Origin of the sequence: Curtobacterium sp. ODYSSEY 48 V2, from assembly GCF_023712625.1 — a bacterium.
Taxonomy (GTDB): Bacteria; Actinomycetota; Actinomycetes; order Actinomycetales; family Microbacteriaceae; genus Curtobacterium.
On the sequence record NZ_JAMAXX010000006.1, the window covers coordinates 58,095 to 77,580 of the forward strand.

The 19,486-nt window shown below is 74.3% G+C and carries 20 protein-coding genes; 7 read left to right on the forward strand and 13 right to left on the reverse strand.

Annotation, left to right across the window (positions count from 1 at the left end; genetic code table 11):
* The first annotated feature begins 69 nt into the window (after window positions 1-69).
* Window positions 70-567, forward strand: a complete 498-nt coding sequence (locus tag M3666_RS10420; RefSeq protein WP_066657132.1) for a hypothetical protein — start codon at window positions 70-72, stop codon at window positions 565-567.
* A gap of 75 nt (window positions 568-642) precedes the next feature.
* On the opposite strand, the gene M3666_RS10425 is transcribed toward M3666_RS10420, so the two are convergent.
* Together M3666_RS10425 and M3666_RS10430 are read right to left on the reverse strand one after the other, a co-directional pair.
* Window positions 643-1,422, reverse strand: a complete 780-nt coding sequence (locus M3666_RS10425) for an Fpg/Nei family DNA glycosylase (protein ID WP_209684886.1) — start codon at window positions 1,420-1,422, stop codon at window positions 643-645.
* A gap of 80 nt (window positions 1,423-1,502) precedes the next feature.
* Window positions 1,503-6,314, reverse strand: a complete 4,812-nt coding sequence (locus M3666_RS10430) for an ATP-dependent helicase (protein WP_251155182.1) — start codon at window positions 6,312-6,314, stop codon at window positions 1,503-1,505.
* Window positions 6,315-6,465: 151 nt separating this feature from the next.
* On the opposite strand from M3666_RS10430, the gene M3666_RS10435 reads away from it, so the two are divergent.
* Window positions 6,466-7,146 carry a PadR family transcriptional regulator gene (locus M3666_RS10435; protein WP_066657116.1) on the forward strand — a complete coding sequence of 227 codons (681 nt, stop codon included), beginning with the start codon at window positions 6,466-6,468 and terminating at the stop codon, window positions 7,144-7,146.
* Window positions 7,147-7,246: 100 nt separating this feature from the next.
* On the opposite strand, the gene M3666_RS10440 is transcribed toward M3666_RS10435, so the two are convergent.
* The gene (locus tag M3666_RS10440) at window positions 7,247-7,867 is read right to left on the reverse strand and encodes a prolyl oligopeptidase family serine peptidase (RefSeq protein ID WP_251155183.1); all 621 of its coding nucleotides are present in this window, start codon (window positions 7,865-7,867) and stop codon (window positions 7,247-7,249) included.
* Between the two features lie 73 nt (window positions 7,868-7,940).
* Between M3666_RS10440 and M3666_RS10445 the strand changes: the two genes are divergently transcribed.
* Entirely contained in the window at window positions 7,941-8,483 is a 543-nt protein-coding gene (locus M3666_RS10445; RefSeq protein WP_066657112.1) for an NUDIX hydrolase family protein, read from the forward strand.
* A gap of 214 nt (window positions 8,484-8,697) precedes the next feature.
* On the opposite strand, the gene M3666_RS10450 is transcribed toward M3666_RS10445, so the two are convergent.
* Complete coding sequence (locus M3666_RS10450) at window positions 8,698-8,898, reverse strand: CsbD family protein (RefSeq protein ID WP_066657109.1); 201 nt, start codon at window positions 8,896-8,898, stop codon at window positions 8,698-8,700.
* Between the two features lie 142 nt (window positions 8,899-9,040).
* Complete coding sequence (locus M3666_RS10455) at window positions 9,041-10,720, reverse strand: DEAD/DEAH box helicase (RefSeq protein WP_251155184.1); 1,680 nt, start codon at window positions 10,718-10,720, stop codon at window positions 9,041-9,043.
* A 294-nt stretch (window positions 10,721-11,014) separates the two neighbouring features.
* On the opposite strand from M3666_RS10455, the gene M3666_RS10460 reads away from it, so the two are divergent.
* The gene (locus tag M3666_RS10460) at window positions 11,015-11,854 is read left to right on the forward strand and encodes an endo alpha-1,4 polygalactosaminidase (protein ID WP_209684890.1); all 840 of its coding nucleotides are present in this window, start codon (window positions 11,015-11,017) and stop codon (window positions 11,852-11,854) included.
* Between the two features lie 174 nt (window positions 11,855-12,028).
* On the opposite strand, the gene M3666_RS10465 is transcribed toward M3666_RS10460, so the two are convergent.
* Both M3666_RS10465 and M3666_RS10470 read right to left on the reverse strand, forming a co-directional pair.
* Entirely contained in the window at window positions 12,029-12,388 is a 360-nt protein-coding gene (locus M3666_RS10465; RefSeq protein WP_066657105.1) for a GntR family transcriptional regulator, read from the reverse strand.
* Between the two features lie 46 nt (window positions 12,389-12,434).
* A complete protein-coding gene (locus tag M3666_RS10470; protein WP_066658792.1) occupies window positions 12,435-13,004 on the reverse strand; it encodes a DUF1684 domain-containing protein in 570 nt (189 codons plus the stop codon).
* 272 nt (window positions 13,005-13,276) lie between these two features.
* Here M3666_RS10470 and M3666_RS10475 point away from each other — a divergent pair, with 272 nt between their 5' ends.
* On the forward strand, window positions 13,277-13,603 hold the full coding sequence (locus M3666_RS10475) for a hypothetical protein (protein ID WP_251155185.1): 327 nt from the start codon (window positions 13,277-13,279) through the stop codon (window positions 13,601-13,603).
* Between the two features lie 13 nt (window positions 13,604-13,616).
* On the opposite strand, the gene M3666_RS10480 is transcribed toward M3666_RS10475, so the two are convergent.
* Both M3666_RS10480 and M3666_RS10485 read right to left on the reverse strand, forming a co-directional pair.
* The gene (locus M3666_RS10480; protein ID WP_251155186.1) at window positions 13,617-14,099 is read right to left on the reverse strand and encodes a hypothetical protein; all 483 of its coding nucleotides are present in this window, start codon (window positions 14,097-14,099) and stop codon (window positions 13,617-13,619) included.
* A 74-nt stretch (window positions 14,100-14,173) separates the two neighbouring features.
* Window positions 14,174-14,806, reverse strand: a complete 633-nt coding sequence (locus M3666_RS10485; RefSeq protein WP_066657099.1) for a GNAT family N-acetyltransferase — start codon at window positions 14,804-14,806, stop codon at window positions 14,174-14,176.
* A 139-nt stretch (window positions 14,807-14,945) separates the two neighbouring features.
* Between M3666_RS10485 and M3666_RS10490 the strand changes: the two genes are divergently transcribed.
* Both M3666_RS10490 and M3666_RS10495 read left to right on the forward strand, forming a co-directional pair.
* On the forward strand, window positions 14,946-15,551 hold the full coding sequence (locus M3666_RS10490; protein WP_066657098.1) for a hypothetical protein: 606 nt from the start codon (window positions 14,946-14,948) through the stop codon (window positions 15,549-15,551).
* Between the two features lie 55 nt (window positions 15,552-15,606).
* On the forward strand, window positions 15,607-15,909 hold the full coding sequence (locus tag M3666_RS10495; RefSeq protein WP_066657097.1) for a DUF427 domain-containing protein: 303 nt from the start codon (window positions 15,607-15,609) through the stop codon (window positions 15,907-15,909).
* 35 nt (window positions 15,910-15,944) lie between these two features.
* Here M3666_RS10495 and M3666_RS10500 read toward each other — a convergent pair whose 3' ends face one another.
* The 4 genes from M3666_RS10500 to M3666_RS10515 form a co-directional block, all read right to left on the reverse strand.
* Window positions 15,945-17,240 carry an Nramp family divalent metal transporter gene (locus M3666_RS10500; RefSeq protein ID WP_251155187.1) on the reverse strand — a complete coding sequence of 432 codons (1,296 nt, stop codon included), beginning with the start codon at window positions 17,238-17,240 and terminating at the stop codon, window positions 15,945-15,947.
* Window positions 17,241-17,314: 74 nt separating this feature from the next.
* Window positions 17,315-18,016: a CGNR zinc finger domain-containing protein gene (locus M3666_RS10505; protein ID WP_066657096.1), complete on the reverse strand. Its 702-nt coding sequence runs from the start codon at window positions 18,014-18,016 to the stop codon at window positions 17,315-17,317.
* A 47-nt stretch (window positions 18,017-18,063) separates the two neighbouring features.
* Window positions 18,064-18,558, reverse strand: a complete 495-nt coding sequence (locus tag M3666_RS10510) for a SprT-like domain-containing protein (RefSeq protein WP_066657095.1) — start codon at window positions 18,556-18,558, stop codon at window positions 18,064-18,066.
* Window positions 18,555-19,421, reverse strand: a complete 867-nt coding sequence (locus M3666_RS10515) for a hypothetical protein (protein WP_251155188.1) — start codon at window positions 19,419-19,421, stop codon at window positions 18,555-18,557. The genes M3666_RS10510 and M3666_RS10515 overlap by 4 nt, the downstream gene beginning before the upstream one ends.
* Between the last annotated feature and the right edge of the window lie 65 nt (window positions 19,422-19,486).

Here is a 19,486-nt window from a genome sequence, read left to right on the forward strand (position 1 = left end):
TGCCGCCCGTCGTTCGCTTCCCGGACGCCCTGGGGTCCTGCACGGGGACCGCGGCCTACCGTCCACGGCATGACCACGCGAGCCAAGACCGCCACCGCGCTGCTCGGCGCTGCCACCCTCGCCCTGCTCCTGACGGCGTGCGACCCGGGCGGTGCCCAGAACATCGACCCGGTCGGCAAGGTCCCCGGGGACGAGCAGAAGTCGCAGTCGACCGAGTGCGCCGTCGCCGCGAGCAACGCCGTGGACGCGATCGGCACCGCGGTCGGTCCGCACGACACGACGGACTTCGCGAACGTGGCGGAGGGCGACGGTGGCTGGTACCTGGCCGCGTCGATCGTGCCGTCGGACAGCAAGGACGCCAACGACGACGAGCTGACCATCTGGGCGACGGAGACCGACCCGACGGCCGACGACTGGGACGGCACGATCTACGCCGTGAACCAGACCGCGAAGGACGCCACCTCGGACGAGTCACGCTCGGCGTCGCCGGCACCGAGCGCGTTCAGCGCGGACTCCGACGCCGCGAAGCGCGCCGAGAGCTGCGCCGTCGAGGCCGCCGACCGCTGACCCCGCCCCAGGCCTGGTGCCGCGCGGCCCCGTGCTGCTCGCCGGCGGGCCGTCCCGGGCTCCGGTCGGCCCGGCTCAGGTCTGACAGCGCGGGCACCAGTAGGTGTCCCGCAGCGTGAGCTCCGAGTCGCCGAGCTCGCCCCGACGCACCGGGGTCCCGCACCGCAGGCAGGGCTTGCCGGCGCGGCCGTAGACCCAGAAGCGGCGCCCGGGCCGGTCGACGCCCGTAGTGACGCGGTTGCTGCGGTCACGGTTCATCGTGATGAGCCGGTGGGACAGCGCGATCGCCCGCGCCGGGTCCGGCACCTGTCCGACGGGTCGCGTCGGCAGCACCCCCCGCAGGAAGCACAGCTCGTTCCGGTACACGTTGCCGAGTCCGGCCAGCACGCGCTGGTCGAGCAGCGCGAGCCCGATCGGGCGCTCCGGGTCCGCCGTCAGGTTCTCGAGCGCCCGGTCGGCGTCCCAGTCGGGACCGAGCAGGTCGGGGCCGAGGTGCCCGACGACCTCGGACTCCTGGTCGCGCGGGACGACCTCGAGCACCCCGAGGGTGAACCCGACGGTGGAGACGTCCTCGGCGTCGAGCACGACCCGGGCCTGGTGCGCGGGCCGTCGCCACCGCTCCCCGGGCGCGTAGACGTCCCAGCGGCCCTCCATCTTCAGGTGCGAGTGCACGGTCACGTCGCCGATGCGGTGCAGCAGGTGCTTGCCGCGGGGCACGACCTCGTCGACCGTCCGTCCGACCAGGTCGAGGGTCGCGAACGCGGGGACGCGGAAGTCCGAGCGGGTCAGGACCTTGCCCGCGAGCGCGGTGTGCAGGCGCCGGGCAGCGCGGAAGACGGTGTCACCCTCGGGCACGGCACACCTCCGCTGCGGCTCGTCCGGTCGGCCGTGTCACGTCCCGTGCACCGGCGCACGCCCGGGAGGCCCTGGTCGCGTCAGACACGCAGCCGCAGTCCCTGCGGGGTCGCCGTGAACCCCGCCTCGCGCAGTGCCGACCCGAGCGGCGTCTCCAGCACGAAGTCGCCGTCCACCCGCTCCACCGAGAGCTTCCGCAGCCCGCTCCGCACGGTGGCGGCGATCGAACGCGCCGCGACCGCGAGGTCCGCCGGGTCGTCGGTGAAGGTCAGGACGGACTTCCCGCCGCGCTCGACGTAGACCGCGAGGCGGCCGTCGACCGTGGTCACGAGGGCCCCGGCCTTCCGCCCCGGTCGGTGTCCGCGACCGCTCGTCGACGTCGACCGGCTGGCGGGGACGGCCGCACCGCGGGCGCCCGTCGGAGCGGCGTCGGCCGCGGGACCGGGAGCAGCGGGGTCGGCGTCCGGGTCGGCGGGGGCGTCGTCCGACGGCCACGGCAGCGCCGCACCGTACGGGTTCGCCGGGTCCGTCGCCGCGAGCGTGAGTGCCTGGCGTTCGCGGTCCGGGTCGGCGCGCTCGTCGTCGTCGAGGTCGCGTGCGTAGGTCCGGAGCCGGTCCACGGTCGGGCTCGTCGCGAACTGTGCCGCCCCGAGCCCCTCGACGAAGTACCCGCGGCGTGCCCGGCCGGACTCCTCGAACCGGCTGAGCACCCGGTAGACACCGGCGAACCCGCCACGAACGCCCTCGACCTGCACGGCACCGCGGGTCACGACGCCGTAGCGCTCGAGCAGCTGCTCGGCGGTCGCTGCCGCACGCAGCGTCGAGTCGGACTCGGCGAGCGGCAGGATCGACCACCGACCACCCACGGACGGCGGACCGGACTGCGACGGCAGCGTCGGCCGACGCCGCCCGCGGTACGCCCGGGCCCGCGGCGCGCTCGTCGACCTCGCCTTGCCGCCGAGCATCGACCGCAGCGGCGCGAACGTGTCGTTCGTGACCTGTCCGGCCCAGACCAGGTCCCACAGCGCGGTCGTCAGGGCCTGGTCGTCCGTGCTGCCGACCGCCTGGCCGAGCTGCCGGAAGAAGTAGGCACCACCGCCGGCCAGCGCTCCGAGGACGTCGCGCTGCAGCTCGGTGGTCTCGCCGCCGTCGGGCTCCGCCAGGGTCGTCGACGCGGTCTCGGCGAGGTGCAGGCGCACCCAGCCGTCGTTCCCGGGCAGCGTGCCGCCGCCCGACCACAGGACCTCGCCGGTGGCGGTCAGCTCGTCGAGCATGCTCGTGGAGTAGTCGCTCACGCGGGACGGCAGCACGAGGGTCTCCCACGAGCTCGCGGGCAGGGCGACGCCGGCCAGCTGGTCGATGACCTGCAGCACCCCGTCGACCCCGCGCAGCCCGCCGCGGGTGCCGGGCGCCTGGACGTGCTGCCACGCCGGCAGGAACCGGGCGAGGGTGTCCGGCGACACCGGCTCGACCTCGTGCCGGAGCGCGGCGAGGGACTTCGTCCGGATGCGGCGGAGCACCTCGGCGTCGCACCACTCCGCGCCCTGGCGGTCCGGGCGGAACTCGCCCTCGACCACGCGGCGGTCGGCGACCAGGCGGCGCAGGGTGTCCTGCACGACGGCGATGCCGAGGCCGAGCCGGCTCGCGGCCTCCTGCGCGGCGAACGGTCCGTGCGACCGGGCGTACCGGCCGACCAGGTCGCCGAGCGGGTCCGCGACGGGTTCGACGAAGGCGGTCGGCACGCCGATCGGCAGCGGGACGCCGAGGGCGTCGCGGAGGCGGGAGGCGTCCTCGATCACCGACCAGCGCGTCGCACCGCCCTGCGTGAACGACAGCACACGGCGGTCGCGCTCGAGGGCCTCCAGCGCCGACCGGACGGTCGCACGCGCGGCGTCGGGGTCAGCGGCGTCGGCCACCCAGCTGCGGGCGACGAGCTCGTCCAGCTCGAGGGCGCCGACGAGCCGCAGCACGTCGACGAGCCCCTCGGTGTCGCGCGCTCGACGGTCGGGGGAGAGCCGCTGCAGGTCGCGCTCGACGGAGGCGATGACCGCCGGGTCGAGGAGCTCGCGGAGCTCGGCCCGTCCGAGCAGCTCTCCGAGCAGCGTCGAGTCGAGCGACAGTGCCGCCGCCCGGCGCTCGGCCAGCGGCGAGTCGCCCTCGTACATGAAGGCCGCGACGTACCCGAACAGGATCGACCGGGCGAACGGCGACGGCTGCTCGGTCTCGCGCTCGACCAGGCGGATGCGGCGCTCGGCGATCTGGTCCGAGATGCCGAGCAGCGCCGGCACGTCGTAGACGTCCTGCAGGACCTCGCGCACGGTCTCGAGCACGATCGGGAACGTCGGGTACTTCCGCGCGACCTCGAGCAGCTGCGACGCCCGCTGGCGCTGCTGCCAGAGCGGCGACCGCTGCCCGGGGTTCCGCCGCGGCAGGAGCAGGGCCCGGGCCGCGCACTCGCGGAAGCGGGCGGCGAAGAGCGCCGAGCCGCCGACCTCGTCGGTGACGAGCGCCTCGAGGTCGTCGCGCTCGAACACGAACAGGTCGGCGCCGGGCGGTTCCGCGTCGGTCTCCGGGATCCGCACCACGATGCCGTCGTCGGCCGCCATCGCGTCGCCGTCGATGCCGTGCCGCTCGCGCAGCCGGGCGCCGACCGCCAGGGCCCACGGCGCGTGCACCTGCATGCCGTACGGCGAGTGCAGGATGAGCCGCCAGTCGCCGAGCTCGTCGCGGAACCGCTCGACCACGAGCGTGGTGTCGTTCGGCACGTGACCGGTCGCCGCACGCTGGTCGCGCAGGAAGGTCAGCAGGTTCGTCACGGCCCGCTCGTCCAGCCCGCCGGAGGCGACCCGGGCACGCGCGTCGTCGTCGGAGGCCGCGTCGACCTCGCGCACGAACGCACCGGTCGCCCGTCCCAGCTCGGCGGGACGACCGATGCCGTCGCCCTTCCAGAACGGGACCCGCCCGGGCTGCCCGAACGCCGGGCTGACGATGACCCGGTCGTGCGTGATCTCCTCGATGCGCCAGCTCGTCGCGCCGAGGGCGAAGACGTCGCCGACGCGGGACTCGTAGACCATCTCCTCGTCGAGCTCGCCGACGCGCGATGCCTTCTCGCCGACCATGAAGACGCCGAACATGCCGCGGTCCGGGATCGTGCCGCCGCTCGTCACCGCGAGTCGCTGGGCGCCCGGACGCCCGGTCAGGGTCCCGTGCACGCGGTCCCACACCAGGCGCGGCCGGAGTTCGGCGAACTCGTCGCTCGGGTACCGCCCGGTCACCAGGTCGAGCGTCGCCTCGAACGCCGACCGCGGCAGCGAGCTGAACGGGGCGCTCCGCCGGACGAGCTCGAACCAGTGCTCCACCTCGACGGTGTCGATCGACCCGGCGGCCACAGTGTGCTGCGCGAGGACGTCGAGCGGGTTCGCGGGCACCGAGATCGACTCGATCTGCCCGGAGACCATGCGCTCGACGGTGACCGCGCTGTTCACGAGGTCGGCGCGGTGCTTGGGGAACAGCACGCCGCGCGAGATCTCGCCGACCTGGTGTCCGGCGCGACCGACGCGCTGCAGGCCGCTGGCGACCGACGGCGGGGCCTCGACCTGGACCACGAGGTCGACCTCGCCCATGTCGATGCCGAGCTCGAGCGAGCTGGTCGCGACGACGCAGCGCAGACGTCCGGACTTCAGGTCGTCCTCGATGATCGCGCGCTGGTCCTTCGACACGGAGCCGTGGTGGGCGCGGGCGAGCACCGGGACCGACGGGTCGGAGCCGCCGCCCTCGGTCTGTCCGGACTGCCCGACGAGCTGCGCCGGCGGTCGCTTCGGCTGTGCGACGGGTGCGTGCGCGGACGCCCGACCGGGGGACTGTGTGACGGGAGCCGACCCGGCCACCGCGCCCACGGCCTCCGCGCCCACGACCTCCGGCGCGCCGAGCGCAGCCGTGCCGACACCCGCCGCGTCGACGGCCCCGAGCACGCGTTCCTCGTGGATCTCGTTGAGCCGTGCCGTCAGGCGTTCCGCGAGTCGGCGCGAGTTGGCGAACACGATCGTCGAGCGGTGCTCCTCGATGAGGTCGACGACGCGTTCCTCGACGTGGGGCCAGATCGAGCCGTTCGTCGGTGACTCGGTCGCGTCGGCACCGACCGGCGGGGCGCCGAGCTCGGTCATGTCGTCGACCGGCACGACCACGCGCAGGTCGAAGGTCTTCTGCGCCGGCGGGGCGATGATCGACACGGGCGCGCGGCCGCCGAGGAACCGGGCGACCTCCTCCGCGGGGCGCACGGTCGCGGACAGGCCGATCCGCTGCACGGGCTTCTCGAGCAGGTCGTCGAGGCGCTCGAGCGAGACCGCCAGGTGTGCGCCGCGCTTGGTCGAGGCGACCGCGTGGACCTCGTCCACGATGACGGTGTCGACGTTCACCAGGGTCTCGCGCGCCCGCGACGTGAGCATGAGGTAGAGCGACTCGGGCGTCGTGATGAGGATGTCCGGCGGCTGCCGCAGGAGCCGCTGCCGGTCGGACGACGGGGTGTCACCGCTCCGGACGCCCACCGTGACCTCGGGCGGTTCCGTCCCGAGCCGACGCGCGGTCTGCGTGATGCCGACGAGCGGGCTGCGGAGGTTCCGCTCGACGTCGACACCGAGGGCCTTGAGCGGAGAGACGTAGAGCACCCTCGTGCGCTGCTTCGCCGGCGGACGGTCGCTCGCGCTGATGAGCCGGTCGATCGACCAGAGGAACGACGCCAGCGTCTTGCCGGAGCCGGTCGGGGCGACCACGAGCGCGTGCTGCCCGGTGGAGATCGCGTCCCACGCGCCGGCCTGCGCCGCGGTCGGGCCGGGGAACGCGCCACGGAACCACTCCGCGGTCGCGGGGGAGAAGCGCTCGAGGACGTCCGTCATGGTCCGTCCCATCCTGCCCGTCGCCACCGACAGCGGTCCGGGGGAGGACGGGTGCTTGACAGGCCGATCCGTAGCGATCTATCGTTAACCCATCGCGATAGGAACACAACGCATCGCGAGCTCACGTCACCACCGACAGGAAGGAGTCATCATGCGCCCCTCGTACGATGACCTCGACAGCACCACGCCCCGCCGCGGCCCCCGCGGCACCGGTCCGCGCGGCCCCCGCTTCGGCGGCGCGCGACAGCACCACGGCCACGGCTTCCCCGGCCGCGACCGCGGCGACCACGACCACGGCGGACGCGGCGGCTTCGGCCCCGGGTTCGGCGGACGCGGCGGCTTCGGCCCGGGCTTCGGTCCCGGCTTCGGCGGCGGCCCCGGCTTCGGGCGCGAGCGCCGCCGTCGCGGCGACGTCCGCCTCGCGATCCTCGGGCTGCTCGCCGAGGGCCCGCAGAACGGCTACGCCGTGATCAAGACCATCGCCGAGCGCACCGGCGGTGCCTGGAAGCCGAGCCCCGGCTCGGTCTACCCGACGTTCCAGCAGCTCGTCGACGAGGACCTCGTCGTCTCGAACGGCGACGGCCGCAAGACGCTCTTCGAGCTCACCGACGCCGGCCGCGCCGAGGCCGAGGCGAAGGCGGACGAGATCGCCGCCGCGTTCGACGCCGCGCCGGGCATGCCCGACACGCAGCGCGAGTTCGTCGAGGCCCTCCGCAAGGCGATGGGGGTGCTGCACATGTACCGCACCAGCGCCTCCGACGAGCAGACCAGGGCCGCGACGGCGAAGGTCGACCAGCTCCGCAAGGACCTGCTGCAGATCCTCGCCGAGTAGCGCCGTGCCGGACGGGAGGCACGTGGCGACCCCGCCACGCGCCTCCCGGCCGTCAGTCGGTCACCCGGTCACCTCCGCGGACCCGTCGCGGGAGCGGCCGTCAGGACGCGTCGACGAACGCGGCCACGTCGGCGAGCTCCTCGGCGGACACCGCGTGCGGCAGGCCGACGTACGTCCGGTCGGTCACGTCCGTGTGCGTCGCGGCCCACGCCTGCGTCCGCGCGGTGGCCTCGGCCGGGATCACCGGGTCGAGGTCGCCGTGTCCCAGGAAGACCCGGGGACGGACGGCCGCGACCGCCTCGTCGCGGGAGTCGGTCACCCCGGGCACCACGAACCCGGACAACGACACCGCGAAGGCGAACGCGGCCGGTCGGGCACGCAGGAGCTGCAGCGCCATCGACCCGCCCTGCGAGAACCCGAGCAGACCGATGCGCGGGTGGTCGGCGGACACGGCGTCGATCCATTCGAGGACACCGGCGACCGCGGCGTCGACCGGCTCGAGCGCGGGCGACCCCGGCGTCCCGAGCGGGTACCAGGAGAACCCGGGCCCCCACGGCATCGGTGCGCGGAGCGATGCGACGGTCCAGACGGACGGCAGCGCGGGCGCGAGCCCGAGCAGGTCGCGCTCGTGCGACCCCACCCCGTGCATGGCCACGAGCAGGGGCGTGCCCGCGCGTTCCCCGGTCGGACGGGTCCACTGCACGATGTCCGCATCGATCACGGGGACCACGCTAGCCGTCCACGGCGACCGCGCCTCCCGCCGAACTCGCCGGGGCGACTGGTAGACACGGTGCATGGCCTCGCTGCGCACCCCCGACCCCGACTCCGGCTGGCTGTCCGACGAGGAGCTCGCCGACGTCCGTCGTCGACTGCCCATCTGCTACGTCGAGGCCCTGCCCGTCCGGACCGACGGGCTCGGTGTCGTGACCGAGGTCGGCGTGCTGCTCCGTGTCGCCCCGAGCGGCTCGATCGCGCGCACGCTCGTCTCCGGCCGCGTGATGTTCGGCGAGTCGATCCGCACGGCGCTCTTCCGGCACCTCGAGAAGGACCTCGGTCCGATGGCGTTCCCGCAGCTCCCCGCGAGCCCCACGCCCTTCACGGTGGCCGAGTACTTCCCGCTCCCCGGCGCCTCGGTGTTCACCGACGAGCGGCAGCACGCGATCTCCCTCGCGTACGTCGTCCCGGTCACCGGCACCTGCGAGCCCCGGCAGGACGCCCTCGAGCTCACGTGGATGAGCCCGATGGAGGCAGCTTCCGACGCCGTCGCCGAGGAGATGGAGGGCGGCCGCGGCGCACTCCTGCGCGCCGGCCTCGCCTCGGTCGGCGCCCTGCACTAGCCATCACATCACCGCGGCGCTCCCGGGCCGCGCCCGCGACGATGCCGATCTGCTCCGAACCACGGAAGCGACATCGAACCACCGGCACGGTCTGGTTCCACGTCGTTTCCGTGGTTCGATCCGCGGGCGACCGAACCGACGCGGTGCCCGCACACGACGAAGCCCCCGGAACCGTGCGGTTCCGGGGGCTTCGCAGCTCGGTCGTGGACCGGCTTCAGTGCTTCTCGTCGCGGAGGGAGTCCGCAACGCCGTGCGCTGCGCCCTTGACGTCGTCGACGCCCTGCTTGGCCGACGCCTTGGCCTGGTCGGTCTGACCCTCGGCCTTCAGCTTGTCGTTGCCGGTCAGGTTGCCAACGCCCTCCTTGACCTTGCCGACGAGCTTCTCGCCGGTGTGGTTCTCTTCGCTGCCAGCCATACGGTCTCCTTCCAACGACGGACGATTCCCCGTCGGCCACTCGCGCGGCCGTCGGTGAAGGAGAACCTACGCGTGGGGACGCCCGGTGCTCCCACCGGGCGTCCAGGTTCCGGACACCGTCGCTCCGGCCCGAGCGGACCGCTCAGTGGCGGTCGGCAGCCCCCGCCGGACGCGATGCGCGACGCGAGCCGCCGCGGCGACGACCGCCGCCGGACTCACCCGCACCGGAACGACCCGCTGCGTAGCCGCCCTCGGACGACCACACCGGGGCGGACCCGCCACGGACGACGTCACTCGACGCCCGACGGCTCCCGCCCGAACGACGCTGCCCACCGGCGGCCGCACCGCCCGACGCTGCAGCACCCGAGCCCGAGCCGTTGCCGCGACCGGCGCCACCGGCGCGCCCGGTGCCACCAGCGGCGGCCGGAGCCCCCGCGGTGACCGGACGACCACCGCGACCACCGGCGGTGCGACCCGAGCCGCGACCGGCCGAGGTGGTCTCGGGAGCCTGCGTCGAGCCTCCCGACCGGCCGCCGCGACCACGGCGACGACCGCCGCCCGCGGACTCGGCGAGACCCGTCTCGGTCGCACGCGGCTGCCGCTGGCGCTGCTGCTGTGCGGGCTGCTCCGGAGCGAGGTGGCGGATCGGCGCGACCTCGCCGACGAGCGACGCGACGGCCGGCGAAGTCGCGGTGACCTGCTGCGGGGTGACCTTGATCGCGGCGGCACGCATCATCTGTGCGACGTCGCGGCGCTCGGCCGGCAGCGTCACGGTGACGACGTCACCCGAGGACCCGGCACGCGCGGTGCGGCCCGAACGGTGCAGGTACGCCTTGTGCTCGGTCGGCGGGTCGACGTGCACGACGAGCTCCACGTGGTCGACGTGCACACCACGGGCGGCGACGTCGGTGGCGACGAGCACGAGGGCCTCGCCGGAGGAGAACTTCGCGAGGTTCCGCTCACGCGCACCCTGCGACAGGTTGCCCTGCAGGTCGACGGCCGGGATGCCCTGGCTCGTGAGCTGCTTCGCCAGGCGCTTCGCGTGGTGCTTGGTGCGCATGAAGAGGATGCGGCGGCCGGTGCCCGAGGCGAGCGCGCGGACGAGGTCCTTCTTCGCGTCGGCGTCGGCGACCTCGAACAGGTGGTGGGTCATCGCCTCGACCGGGCTGGTCTCGTCGTCGACCGAGTGCATCACCGGGCTGTGCAGGAACTTCTTGACGAGCTTGTCCACGCCGTTGTCGAGCGTGGCCGAGAACAGCAGGCGCTGCCCCTGCTCCGGGGTCGCCTGCATGATCTTCGTCACGCCGGGCAGGAAGCCCATGTCGGCCATGTGGTCGGCCTCGTCGAGGACGGTGACCTCGATGTCGCCGAGGCTCACGTGCCCCTGCTGCATGAGGTCGGCGAGGCGGCCCGGGCAGGCGACGACCACGTCGACACCGGCACGGAGCGCGTCGACCTGACGGCCCTGGCCCACGCCGCCGAAGATCGTCGTCGTGTTGAGTCCCATGGACTTCGCGAGCGGGGCGAGGGTCGCGTCGATCTGCGTCGCGAGCTCACGGGTCGGGGCGAGCACCAGTGCACGGGGGCGGCCGGCGCGGCGCGGGCGACGGCTCGCGGCCAGACGGGCGGCCAGGGGGATCGCGAAGGCGATCGTCTTGCCGGAGCCGGTGCGCCCGCGGCCGAGCACGTCCTTGCCCTGCAGGGAGTCGGGGAGCGTGTCGGCCTGGATCGGGAACGCGGTCTCCTTGCCCTGCTGGGCGAGGGACTGGACCATCGGCGCGGGGACGCCGAGGTCGGAGAAACGGATGTCCTGGTTGGTCATGGTGACCTTTCGGGCCGGCTCGTGCCGGCCGTGGGCGCGCTGGCATGTGGCGCGCGGGCGGGAACCCCGCGTCAGCAGAGGCTGACGCGGTCGCCGCAGCAGAGAGCCTGGCACCGGGATGTCGGTGCGCGATCATCGACCGGATGAGGGTCGGGAGTCGGGGGCGTCCGTACGACGCACGAGGCGATCGGCGCCTCGAGTACCACCAGCATAGCGGGTGCTCGTCGAACGAGCCGGGGCCGTTCGCGTCGGGCGTGCGACGTGGCGTGCGACGGGGCGTGCGATGATCCCGTGGTGCGCACGCGATCCGTCCTCCTGACCACCGCGATCGCGCTGGTCGCCGTCCTCGGCAGCGCAGGCTGTGCCGAGGCCGCGACACCCGCCGGGTCGACGGCCTCCTCGTACCGGAACCTGCCGACCTCGGGGCGCCCCGACTACCAGCTCGGCGGTGGGTACACGCCGCCGTCCGGGGTGACGATCGTCGAGCGGGACAGCACCGACCGCCCGGCCGCCGGGAAGTACTCCGTCTGCTACGTCAACGGCTTCCAGACCCAGCCGGGAGCGCTCGCCGGGTGGGAGCGCCGGGCGCCGTCGGCACTGCTGCGCGACGGTTCCGGCGAGCTCGTGGCCGACCCGGGCTGGCCGGACGAGGTGCTCCTCGACACCCGGACCGCCGCGAAGCGCGCCGCGATCACGAAGGAGCTCACGAAGTCGGTCGCGCGGTGCGCCGACCGCGGGTTCGCCGCCGTCGAGTTCGACAACCTCGACTCGTGGACACGGTCGGGGAAGCGACTGACCCGCGCGGGGAACCTCGCGCTGGCGGCGACGCTCGTGCGGCTCGGGCACGATCGCGGTCTGGCCGTCGGGCAGAAGAACACGCCGCAGCTCGGGAAGGCCGGGCGGCAGTCGACGGGCTTCGACTTCGTCGTCGCCGAGGAGTGCGTGCAGTACGACGAGTGCTCGGCCTACACGGCCGCGTACGGGAAGCGCGTGGTCGACGTCGAGTACGCGGACACGCTCGACCGCTCGTGGGCATCGGTGTGCCGCCTGCGCGACCGCCCGGCCATGACGATCCTGCGGGACCGCGACCTGGTCACCCCTGCTTCGGACGAGTACGTCTTCGAGCACTGCTGAGGACCCCGTCCGGTCCCGTCCCGCCCAGCGCGACGCAACGTCGGCGGCAATGCGCAGGAGCACAGCGCTGCGAGACCTCGCCGACGTTGCGTGTCGCGGAGGGCGCGCACGGCGGTCGGCCGGGAGGCACGGTGTGCCTTCCGCCCCGCGCGTCGCGGACGGCGGGCGGTCGCCTCAGGCGGGCCAGGCGTCGCGCAGTGCCGCTGCGGCCTGGTCGGCGGACAACCCGGCCGCTCGCGCGGCGGCGGCCAGGGCGTGCGCTGCCCCGGCGACGGCGTCGGGCACCTCGGCCGGCCGCACCACCCGCGTGCCGGCGCCCCGGGCGGTGTGCACGAGCCCGGCCTCCTCGAGCAGCTGGTAGGCCTTCGCGACGGTGCCCGCGGCGAGCGAGAGCTCCTCGGCCAGGGCGCGCACGCTCGGCAGGCGCTCCCCGTCCACCAGGTACCCGGCGGCGATCTGCGCCGCGATCTGCGAACGGACCTGCTCGAAGGGCGGCACCCGGCCGCCCGCGTCGAGTGCCACGAGTCCCGTCATGCGATCCACCCTTGCGTCCTGTCCGTGTGCTCGTGCGTGCGTCGTGTCAGAAGTCGTACTGCTCGCCGACCGGGATCGGCACGGCGACGGTGTTGCCCGGGGGCGCGAGGGGGCACGCCCACGCCGGGTCGTACGCGCACGAGGGGTTGTACGCGAAGTTGAAGTCGAGGACGAGCTCGCCGTCGTCGCCGCCGAGGTCCGCACCCTTGATCGTGTCGAGCAGGTACCGCCCGCCGCCGTAGGTGCCGCGGGCACGACCGGCGCTGGCGTCCTTCACGGGCACGAAGACCCCGCCCGCGTAGCCGCCGTGCGACCAGACGTCGAGCGTGCCGATGCCCGGCAGCCGCACGACACCGAGCCGGTCGAAGTGCACGACGCCGTCGGTGCCCGTCTCGACGTCCATCGCACGGGGCTCGGCGGACTCGATGCGCGCGCGGAACCGCCACTCGGGGTCGTAGTCGGGCACGGGCAGCGCCTCGAAGTCGCGGGCGTCCTCGTCGAGCAGCGGACTGGCCGGGTGCTCGGCGAACATCGCGTCGCGGGTCTCGCGCCACATCGCGTGCGCGGTCTCGGGGTCGGCCGTCGCCCGCACCCGGCGGTACAGGTCGAACGTCATCCGCCGCCAGTCCACGGTGGCGAGGGTGCTGTGCACACGGTCCTGGGCCCTCGGCTCCTGCGTCTGGCTCACGAGGACGAGCGTACGCCCGGGTGCTCCGGACCCGCCAGCGACGGGCCGGGGCTGTGGACGGTCCCCTGCGGGTGCTCCCGTGACGGCCCTGGCACACTGGTCGGACAGCGACCGACGAGGGGACGGGCGACGTGACCAGGGGAACGACGACCAGACGGACCGCCGCCGCGCGGACCACGGCGGGACGGGCGGCACCACGCGTGCACCGCTCGATCGCCCCGATCGTGGCGGGTCTGACCCTCGTCGCGGTCCTGAGCGGGTGCACGGTGTCCGCCTCCGCGAACCGGACGGTGTCGCCGTCGGGGTTCGAGGACGTGGTGGCCGACGCACTCGAACGCGAGGTCGGTCAGCGTCCGCTGGTCGACTGCGGCACGGACCCGATCGACCTGGTCGAGGGGAACACCGTGCACTGCGAGATCGGTGCCGAGGGTGACACGACCGTGTACGACTCCGTCGTCGAGGTGCGTGACGTCGACGGCACGGACTACGCCGTCCACGTGCAGGTGGACGAGCAGCCGAAGTCCTGACGGACGTCGCGCGTCAGTGCCCGGGACGGCCCCACGACGGGGCGAGCTGCCGCATCCGGAGCGCACGCCACTGCCAGATGACCCACATGCCCGGCCAGAGTAGGGCCCCGAGGAGCGTGGGGCGCATCCGGTAGGTGAGCCGGTCGAGCAGCAGGGTCCGCCCGTCACCGAGGTCGACGGTGGCCATCCGGTGCCGCATGGTCATCCGCCCGAAGAGCCCCGAGGTGCCACCTCCGTTGTCGCGTTGCACCGGCACCCCGTCGACCTCGTACAGGTCGATGTCGACGTGCGTGTCGCCGCTCGGCACGACCCCGAGGGCGTCGGCGGTGATCGGGTGCGGGACGCCGGGGGTCCAGCGCTCCGGGAGTCCCTCCGGTGACCGTGAGCGGTAGACGAGGAACGGCTTCGTGACGGCGACCATCACCGAGGGCGACAGCAGGGCGTCGCGGACGGCGTCGACCGGGGCGTCGAGGACGATGCGGAGACCGACGTGCATGCTGCGGACGCTACGCCGTGGCGCTGGGCGGGCGACGTCACCGCGGGGGACGGTGCACCCGTGCGTCCGACGGGTCAGGCGTGCCGGGCGGCCCGACGCCGTGCGCCCTCGGCACGGTCCCGCGTGCGCAGGCGCTCGGTGAGCGACAGGCGCACGGTCGGCCACTCGGTGGCGGTGATCGAGAAGACCACGGTGTCGCGCAGCGTGCCGTCCCGGCCGATCGAGTGGCTGCGCAGGACGCCGTCCTGCTTCGCGCCGAGCGAGGCGATCGCCGCCCGCGACTGCTGGTTGTGCCAGTGCGTCCGGAACTCGACGGCGATGCAGTCCCAGGTGTCGAACGCGTGCGAGAGCAGGAGCAGCTTCGCCTCGGTGTTGATCCCGCTCCGCTGTGCCGCCCGCGCCAGGAAGGTGTAGCCGATCTCGACGCGACGGTTGGCGGTGTCGATGTTCGCGAAGGTGGTCGCCCCGACGACGCGACCGGTCGGGCGGTCACGGATCGCGAAGGGCACCATCCGCCCCGCCGCGTGCTCGCCGAGCCGCCGGTCGATCTCGGCCTCGACCCGGTCGGGGGCCGGCACCGAGGTGTACCAGGTGCGCCAGAGGTCGCCGTCCGCCACCGCCGCCCGCAGGTCGTCCGCGTGCTCGGCCGCCAGGGGCTCGAGGGTGACGCGGTCGCCGGTCAGCGTGGGGACGGTGGCGATCTCCATGGTCACCGATCCTACGGTCGCGGCACCGACAGCGGGGTCGAGCGGGCACAGGCTGTGGACCGGGCTCCTGTGGGGACGGACAGGGACCGACGGGGACGGACCGGGACGGACGGGGACGGCCCGCGGCTATCGTGGACCGGTGGCAGCACGCACCCAGGAGCAGTACCAGGTCCGGTTCGCGTGGGGGAGCGCCGGTGCCGACCGGATCGCGCACGGCACGCACCTCGTGGTGTGGGTGGACGTCCTGCCGGAACCGTCCGGGGGTGGGGCCGACCCCGCGGCACGGGCGCGGGCCGCGGCAGCGCTGCTGCCCGACGGCCCGGAGGTCGTGCTCGGCCACCTCGGCAACGCGGCGGCGGTCGCGGAACGCGTGACGAGCCTCCAGGCCGAGCGCGGGGACCGGTGCGTCGTCGCGGTCGTCGCCGCGGGCCGCACCACCGACCCCGGCGTCACCGTCGCGGACGCCGCCGGGGAGCCGACGGACGGCGCGGAGACGCCGGAGCCCGCGGTCGAGGACCTGCTCGCCGCCGGGGCCGTCGTCGACGCCCTCGTCACGGTCGGGATCGACCACACCTCGCCCGAGGCGGCCACCGCCTGCGCCGCGTACACGGGACTCCGTCGCGCGGTGCGGCACCTCGTGAGCGCCGCGGAGGGTGCGGCGGACCTGGACCGGGAGACGGTGCACGCGGCGCTCGCCGCGGGGCCCGAGCTCGTCGTCCTGCGGGAATCCGGCACCCGGGCGTAGCGTTCCCGATCGGGACCGGCGTCGCCAGGACGCCGCTGATCGCAAGGAGCACGTCATGAAGGCAGTCGTCGGCGACACCGTGATCGCGGAGGCTCCGCAGGAGGACCTCATCCAGATCGAGGGGAACTGGTACTTCCCGCCGTCGAGCGTGGCGCCGGAGTTCTTCTCGGAGAGCGACACCCAGTACCACTGCCCGTGGAAGGGCGACACGCAGTACTACACCGTCACGGTCGACGGTCAGGCGCTGCCGGACCGCGCCTGGACCTACCCCACGCCGATCCCGTCGTCGTTCGACCGGGTCGGCAAGGACTACTCGGGCTACTACGCCTTCTGGAAGGAAGTCCGCGTCGTCGACTGACGCGGGGACGACCCGGTCGTCGTCGTCCGGCGGGTTCAGCCGGCCAGCGTCAGCACCACGAGCGCCACGTTGAGGGCGACGATCACCAGCGCGATGACGCCCGCGACCACGCGGGTGGTCATCGCGTTGACGTCTTCGCCCATGATGCTCCGCCGTGACGTGTAGACCACGAGCGGCACGATCGCGAAGGCGATGCCGAAGCTCAGCACCACCTGGCTGAGCACGAGGAGCATCGTCGGGTCCGCGCCGACGGCCAGGAGCACCACGGCGGGCAGCAGCGTGACGAGCCGGCGCACCGCGACCGGGATGCGGACGTGCAGCAGCCCGTGCATGATCTCCGCGCCGGCCATGCAGCCCACCGAGGTCGACGCCAGACCGGACGCGAGCAGGCCGACCGCGAACAGCACGCCCACGACGGGGCCGACGTTCGCCGCGATCGCGGCCTGCGCGCCGGGGATGGTGTCGGTGCCCGCGACCCCGGGCAGCGTGGCGGCGGCGAGCACGAGCATGCAGACGTTGACACCGCCCGCGACGACGAGGGCCAGCCCGACGTCCCACCGCGTCGCGACGAGCACCCGGCGGCGCTCCGGCCCGGCGGGGACGTCGCCGTGCCGGTCCCGTGCCAGGGCCGAGTGCAGGTAGACCGCGTGCGGCATCACCGTCGCACCGAGCATCGAGGCGGCGAGGAGCACCGACTGCGCGCCCTCGAACCGGGGGACCAGGCCGCTGACGAGCTCGCCGGGGGAGACCTGCGCGGACAGCAGGCCCGCGCAGAAGCCGACGGTGAGGACCGCGAGCATCGTCGTCACCACGGCCTCGAACGTGCGGGTGCCCCGGCGGCTGTGCAGGAGCAGGATCGCCATCGAGACCACACCGGTGAGCACGCCGCCGACGACGAGCGGCAGGCCGAACAGCAGGTGCAGCGCGAGCGCCCCGCCGATGACCTCGGCGACGTCGGTCGCGGCGGCGACGACCTCGGCCTGTGCCCAGAAGAGCAGCCGCGGGGTGCGACGCATCCGCAGGCCCAGGTGTTCCGGCAGCGACCTCCCGGTGACGATCCCGAGCTTCGCCGACAGGTACTGGACCACGACGGCACTGGCGTTCGCGGCGACGAGCACCCAGAGCAGCAGGTACCCGTACTGCGCACCGGCGGTCAGGTTCGCCGCGACGTTGCCCGGGTCGACGTAGGCGATCGCGGCGACGAAGGCGGGCCCGAGCAGCGTGAGGCCGGCGGCACGGCGACGCGGCCGACCGGGACCGGTTCCGGGGCCGCCGGTGCCGTCGTCGAGACGTCCGGAGGGGGCACGGCGGGCGGCGGCGGTGTCGGACATGCCGACAGCCTGCCAGGTTTCGGCGGACCGAATCCTCAGATTCGGCGTGTCACGAGTCGTCCGGGCAGGGCGCCCTAGGCGGCCGCACGTCGCGCCCGGTGCGCGCGGACCTTCGCGCGGTTGCCGCACCGCTGCATCGAGCACCACCGGCGGGTGCCGCCACGCGACGAGTCGTAGAAGACGAGCCCGCAGTCGTCCGCCGAGCACCGGCTGAGGCGGGTCGCCTGTCCGTCCGCGGCGACGTCGTCGAAGCCCACCTCGGTGAAGAGCGCCACCGCGTCGCGGGCCACGCTCGACAGCGCCTGGGCCAGACGGACCCGGTTCGCACCCGCGCGGCGTCGGCCCCCGGGCAGGCTCGGGGGCACGTCCGGCAGCGCCGCGAACAGGTTCACCGTGTCGATGTCGTCCGGTGCCGGCCGGGTCCGACCGGTACCGGCGCGGAGCCCGGCCGCGACCGCGGTCCGTTCGGCGGGGCCCGACGAGCCGACGGGGGCCGGGGCAGCAGCGACGGCCAGTCGTCCGATCGCGGCGCGGAGGGCTCGGGCGTCCTGCAGCTCCCGCGCCGTCGCGCCGACGTCGATCGGCTCGGTGTGGTCGCCGAGCCACTCGTCCAGGTCGGCCGGCGTCACGAGGAGCTCACCGAGCCGGGCGCGGGGGCGACGGCCGTCGGCATCGTCGGCGAACCCACCGGTGTGGGCGAAGTCCAGGGCGATCCGGCCGGCGTCGAAGAACCACGACGACCCGCTGTCCGTCCGGATGTGCTGCCCCGTGTGCATCCGCCCAGGCTAACGGCTCCCCGGCGCGCCTCCACGTGCCGGATCGATCATGCGGTAGCCGCGCGCCGCTCCCAGGTGATGAGGTTCCGGCCGTCGAAGCGTCGCGCGCACCGGGCGCAGGCCAGGGGGCGCGTCGGTGTCCGGTAGCGGAAGTGCTCGTGGCCCGCGGGGCAGGTGCCGACCCACGGCGCGAGCTCCGACGCGACGGGCCCGTCGTACAGGCGGGAGCCGGTGTACCCGATGTCCGCCGCGGTGCGTCGCCAGACGGGACCGTGACCGGCACGGGGACCGGCGAGCGCGTGCGCGACCTCGTGCAGCAGGACCTGGTCCACGTCGTCGTCCGACACCCGGGTGACGATGTGCCGGCTCACCGTGATGCGTCGGCGGCCGAAGTCGCACTGCCCCGCGCGGGTCCTGGCGTGGTCGAACGCGAACGTCCACCCGCCCGGGCCGAGGTGCACCGCCAGCAGGTGCTCGGCTCGTGCACGGACCCGCTCGAGCGTCGCCGCGGGCTGCGTCGCCGCTGCGGGCTGCGTCGTCACCGTGCGCCGGGGTCCCGCAGGTCGTCGGTGGGCTCGTCGCGCGGCGCCTGACCCTTCTGCGCCGCCTTCGCCGCGATCCGACCCCAGATGTCGTCGGCGTCGGTGCGTGCGGCGTCGGGTGCTCCGAGCACACGGCGACGGACCGGCGGGACCTGCTTCACCGGTTCGGCGACGCGGGTCGTCTGCGGCTCGTCGTCCTCGGCACGGCGCGCGGCGACCTCGCGGGCGGTGCGGGGCTTCTCCTCGGGGGCCTTCGGCTGCGCCACCGAGGCCCGGAGCGCGGCCTCGACCGCGGTGCGGAGCGCCTCGGTGCGCTCCGACGGAGCCCCCGCCTGCCGGAAGGCCTGGTAGGCACGCGAGAGCGCCGACCGGGCCTCGTCGAACCGTGACAGCTCGAACAGCGACCAGCCCTCGAGCTCGGCGGCGGCGCCCTCGAGCTCCGGCCACTCCTCGGTCCGGGCGGTGTCGCGCGCCATCGCGGCCTCGGTCGCGGCGCGCTCGTGGCGTCCCAGGTCGTGCAGCACGTGCGCACGGCGGATGCGCGCGGCGACCTTGTCCGACCGCTCACCGGTGAACATCGTCAGCCGGAAGACCTCCTCCGCGACGACGAGCGACTCGTCGAGCCGGCCGAGCAGGCGGAGGAGCTCGGCCCGCTCCGCCAGGGCCTCGGTGCTCCGGCTCTGCCCGAGGTCGCGCAGCCGCTGCTGCACGGCGTCGGCGTCGACGGCCGGCCGCAGGCTGATCGGCGCGAAGGTGCTCCCCGGGCTCACACCCGCGGTGACCGGGGCGGATTCGCCCGGCGCGGCGTGACGGGGTTCCCGAGCGCGGTCGGGTTGCTGGCTGTCGTCAGGCGGGAGGGACATCGGTTCGAGGGTAACCGCGGGCTCCCGTGAGCGGGCGGTGCCACGCGCACGGGGGGTCCGAGAAC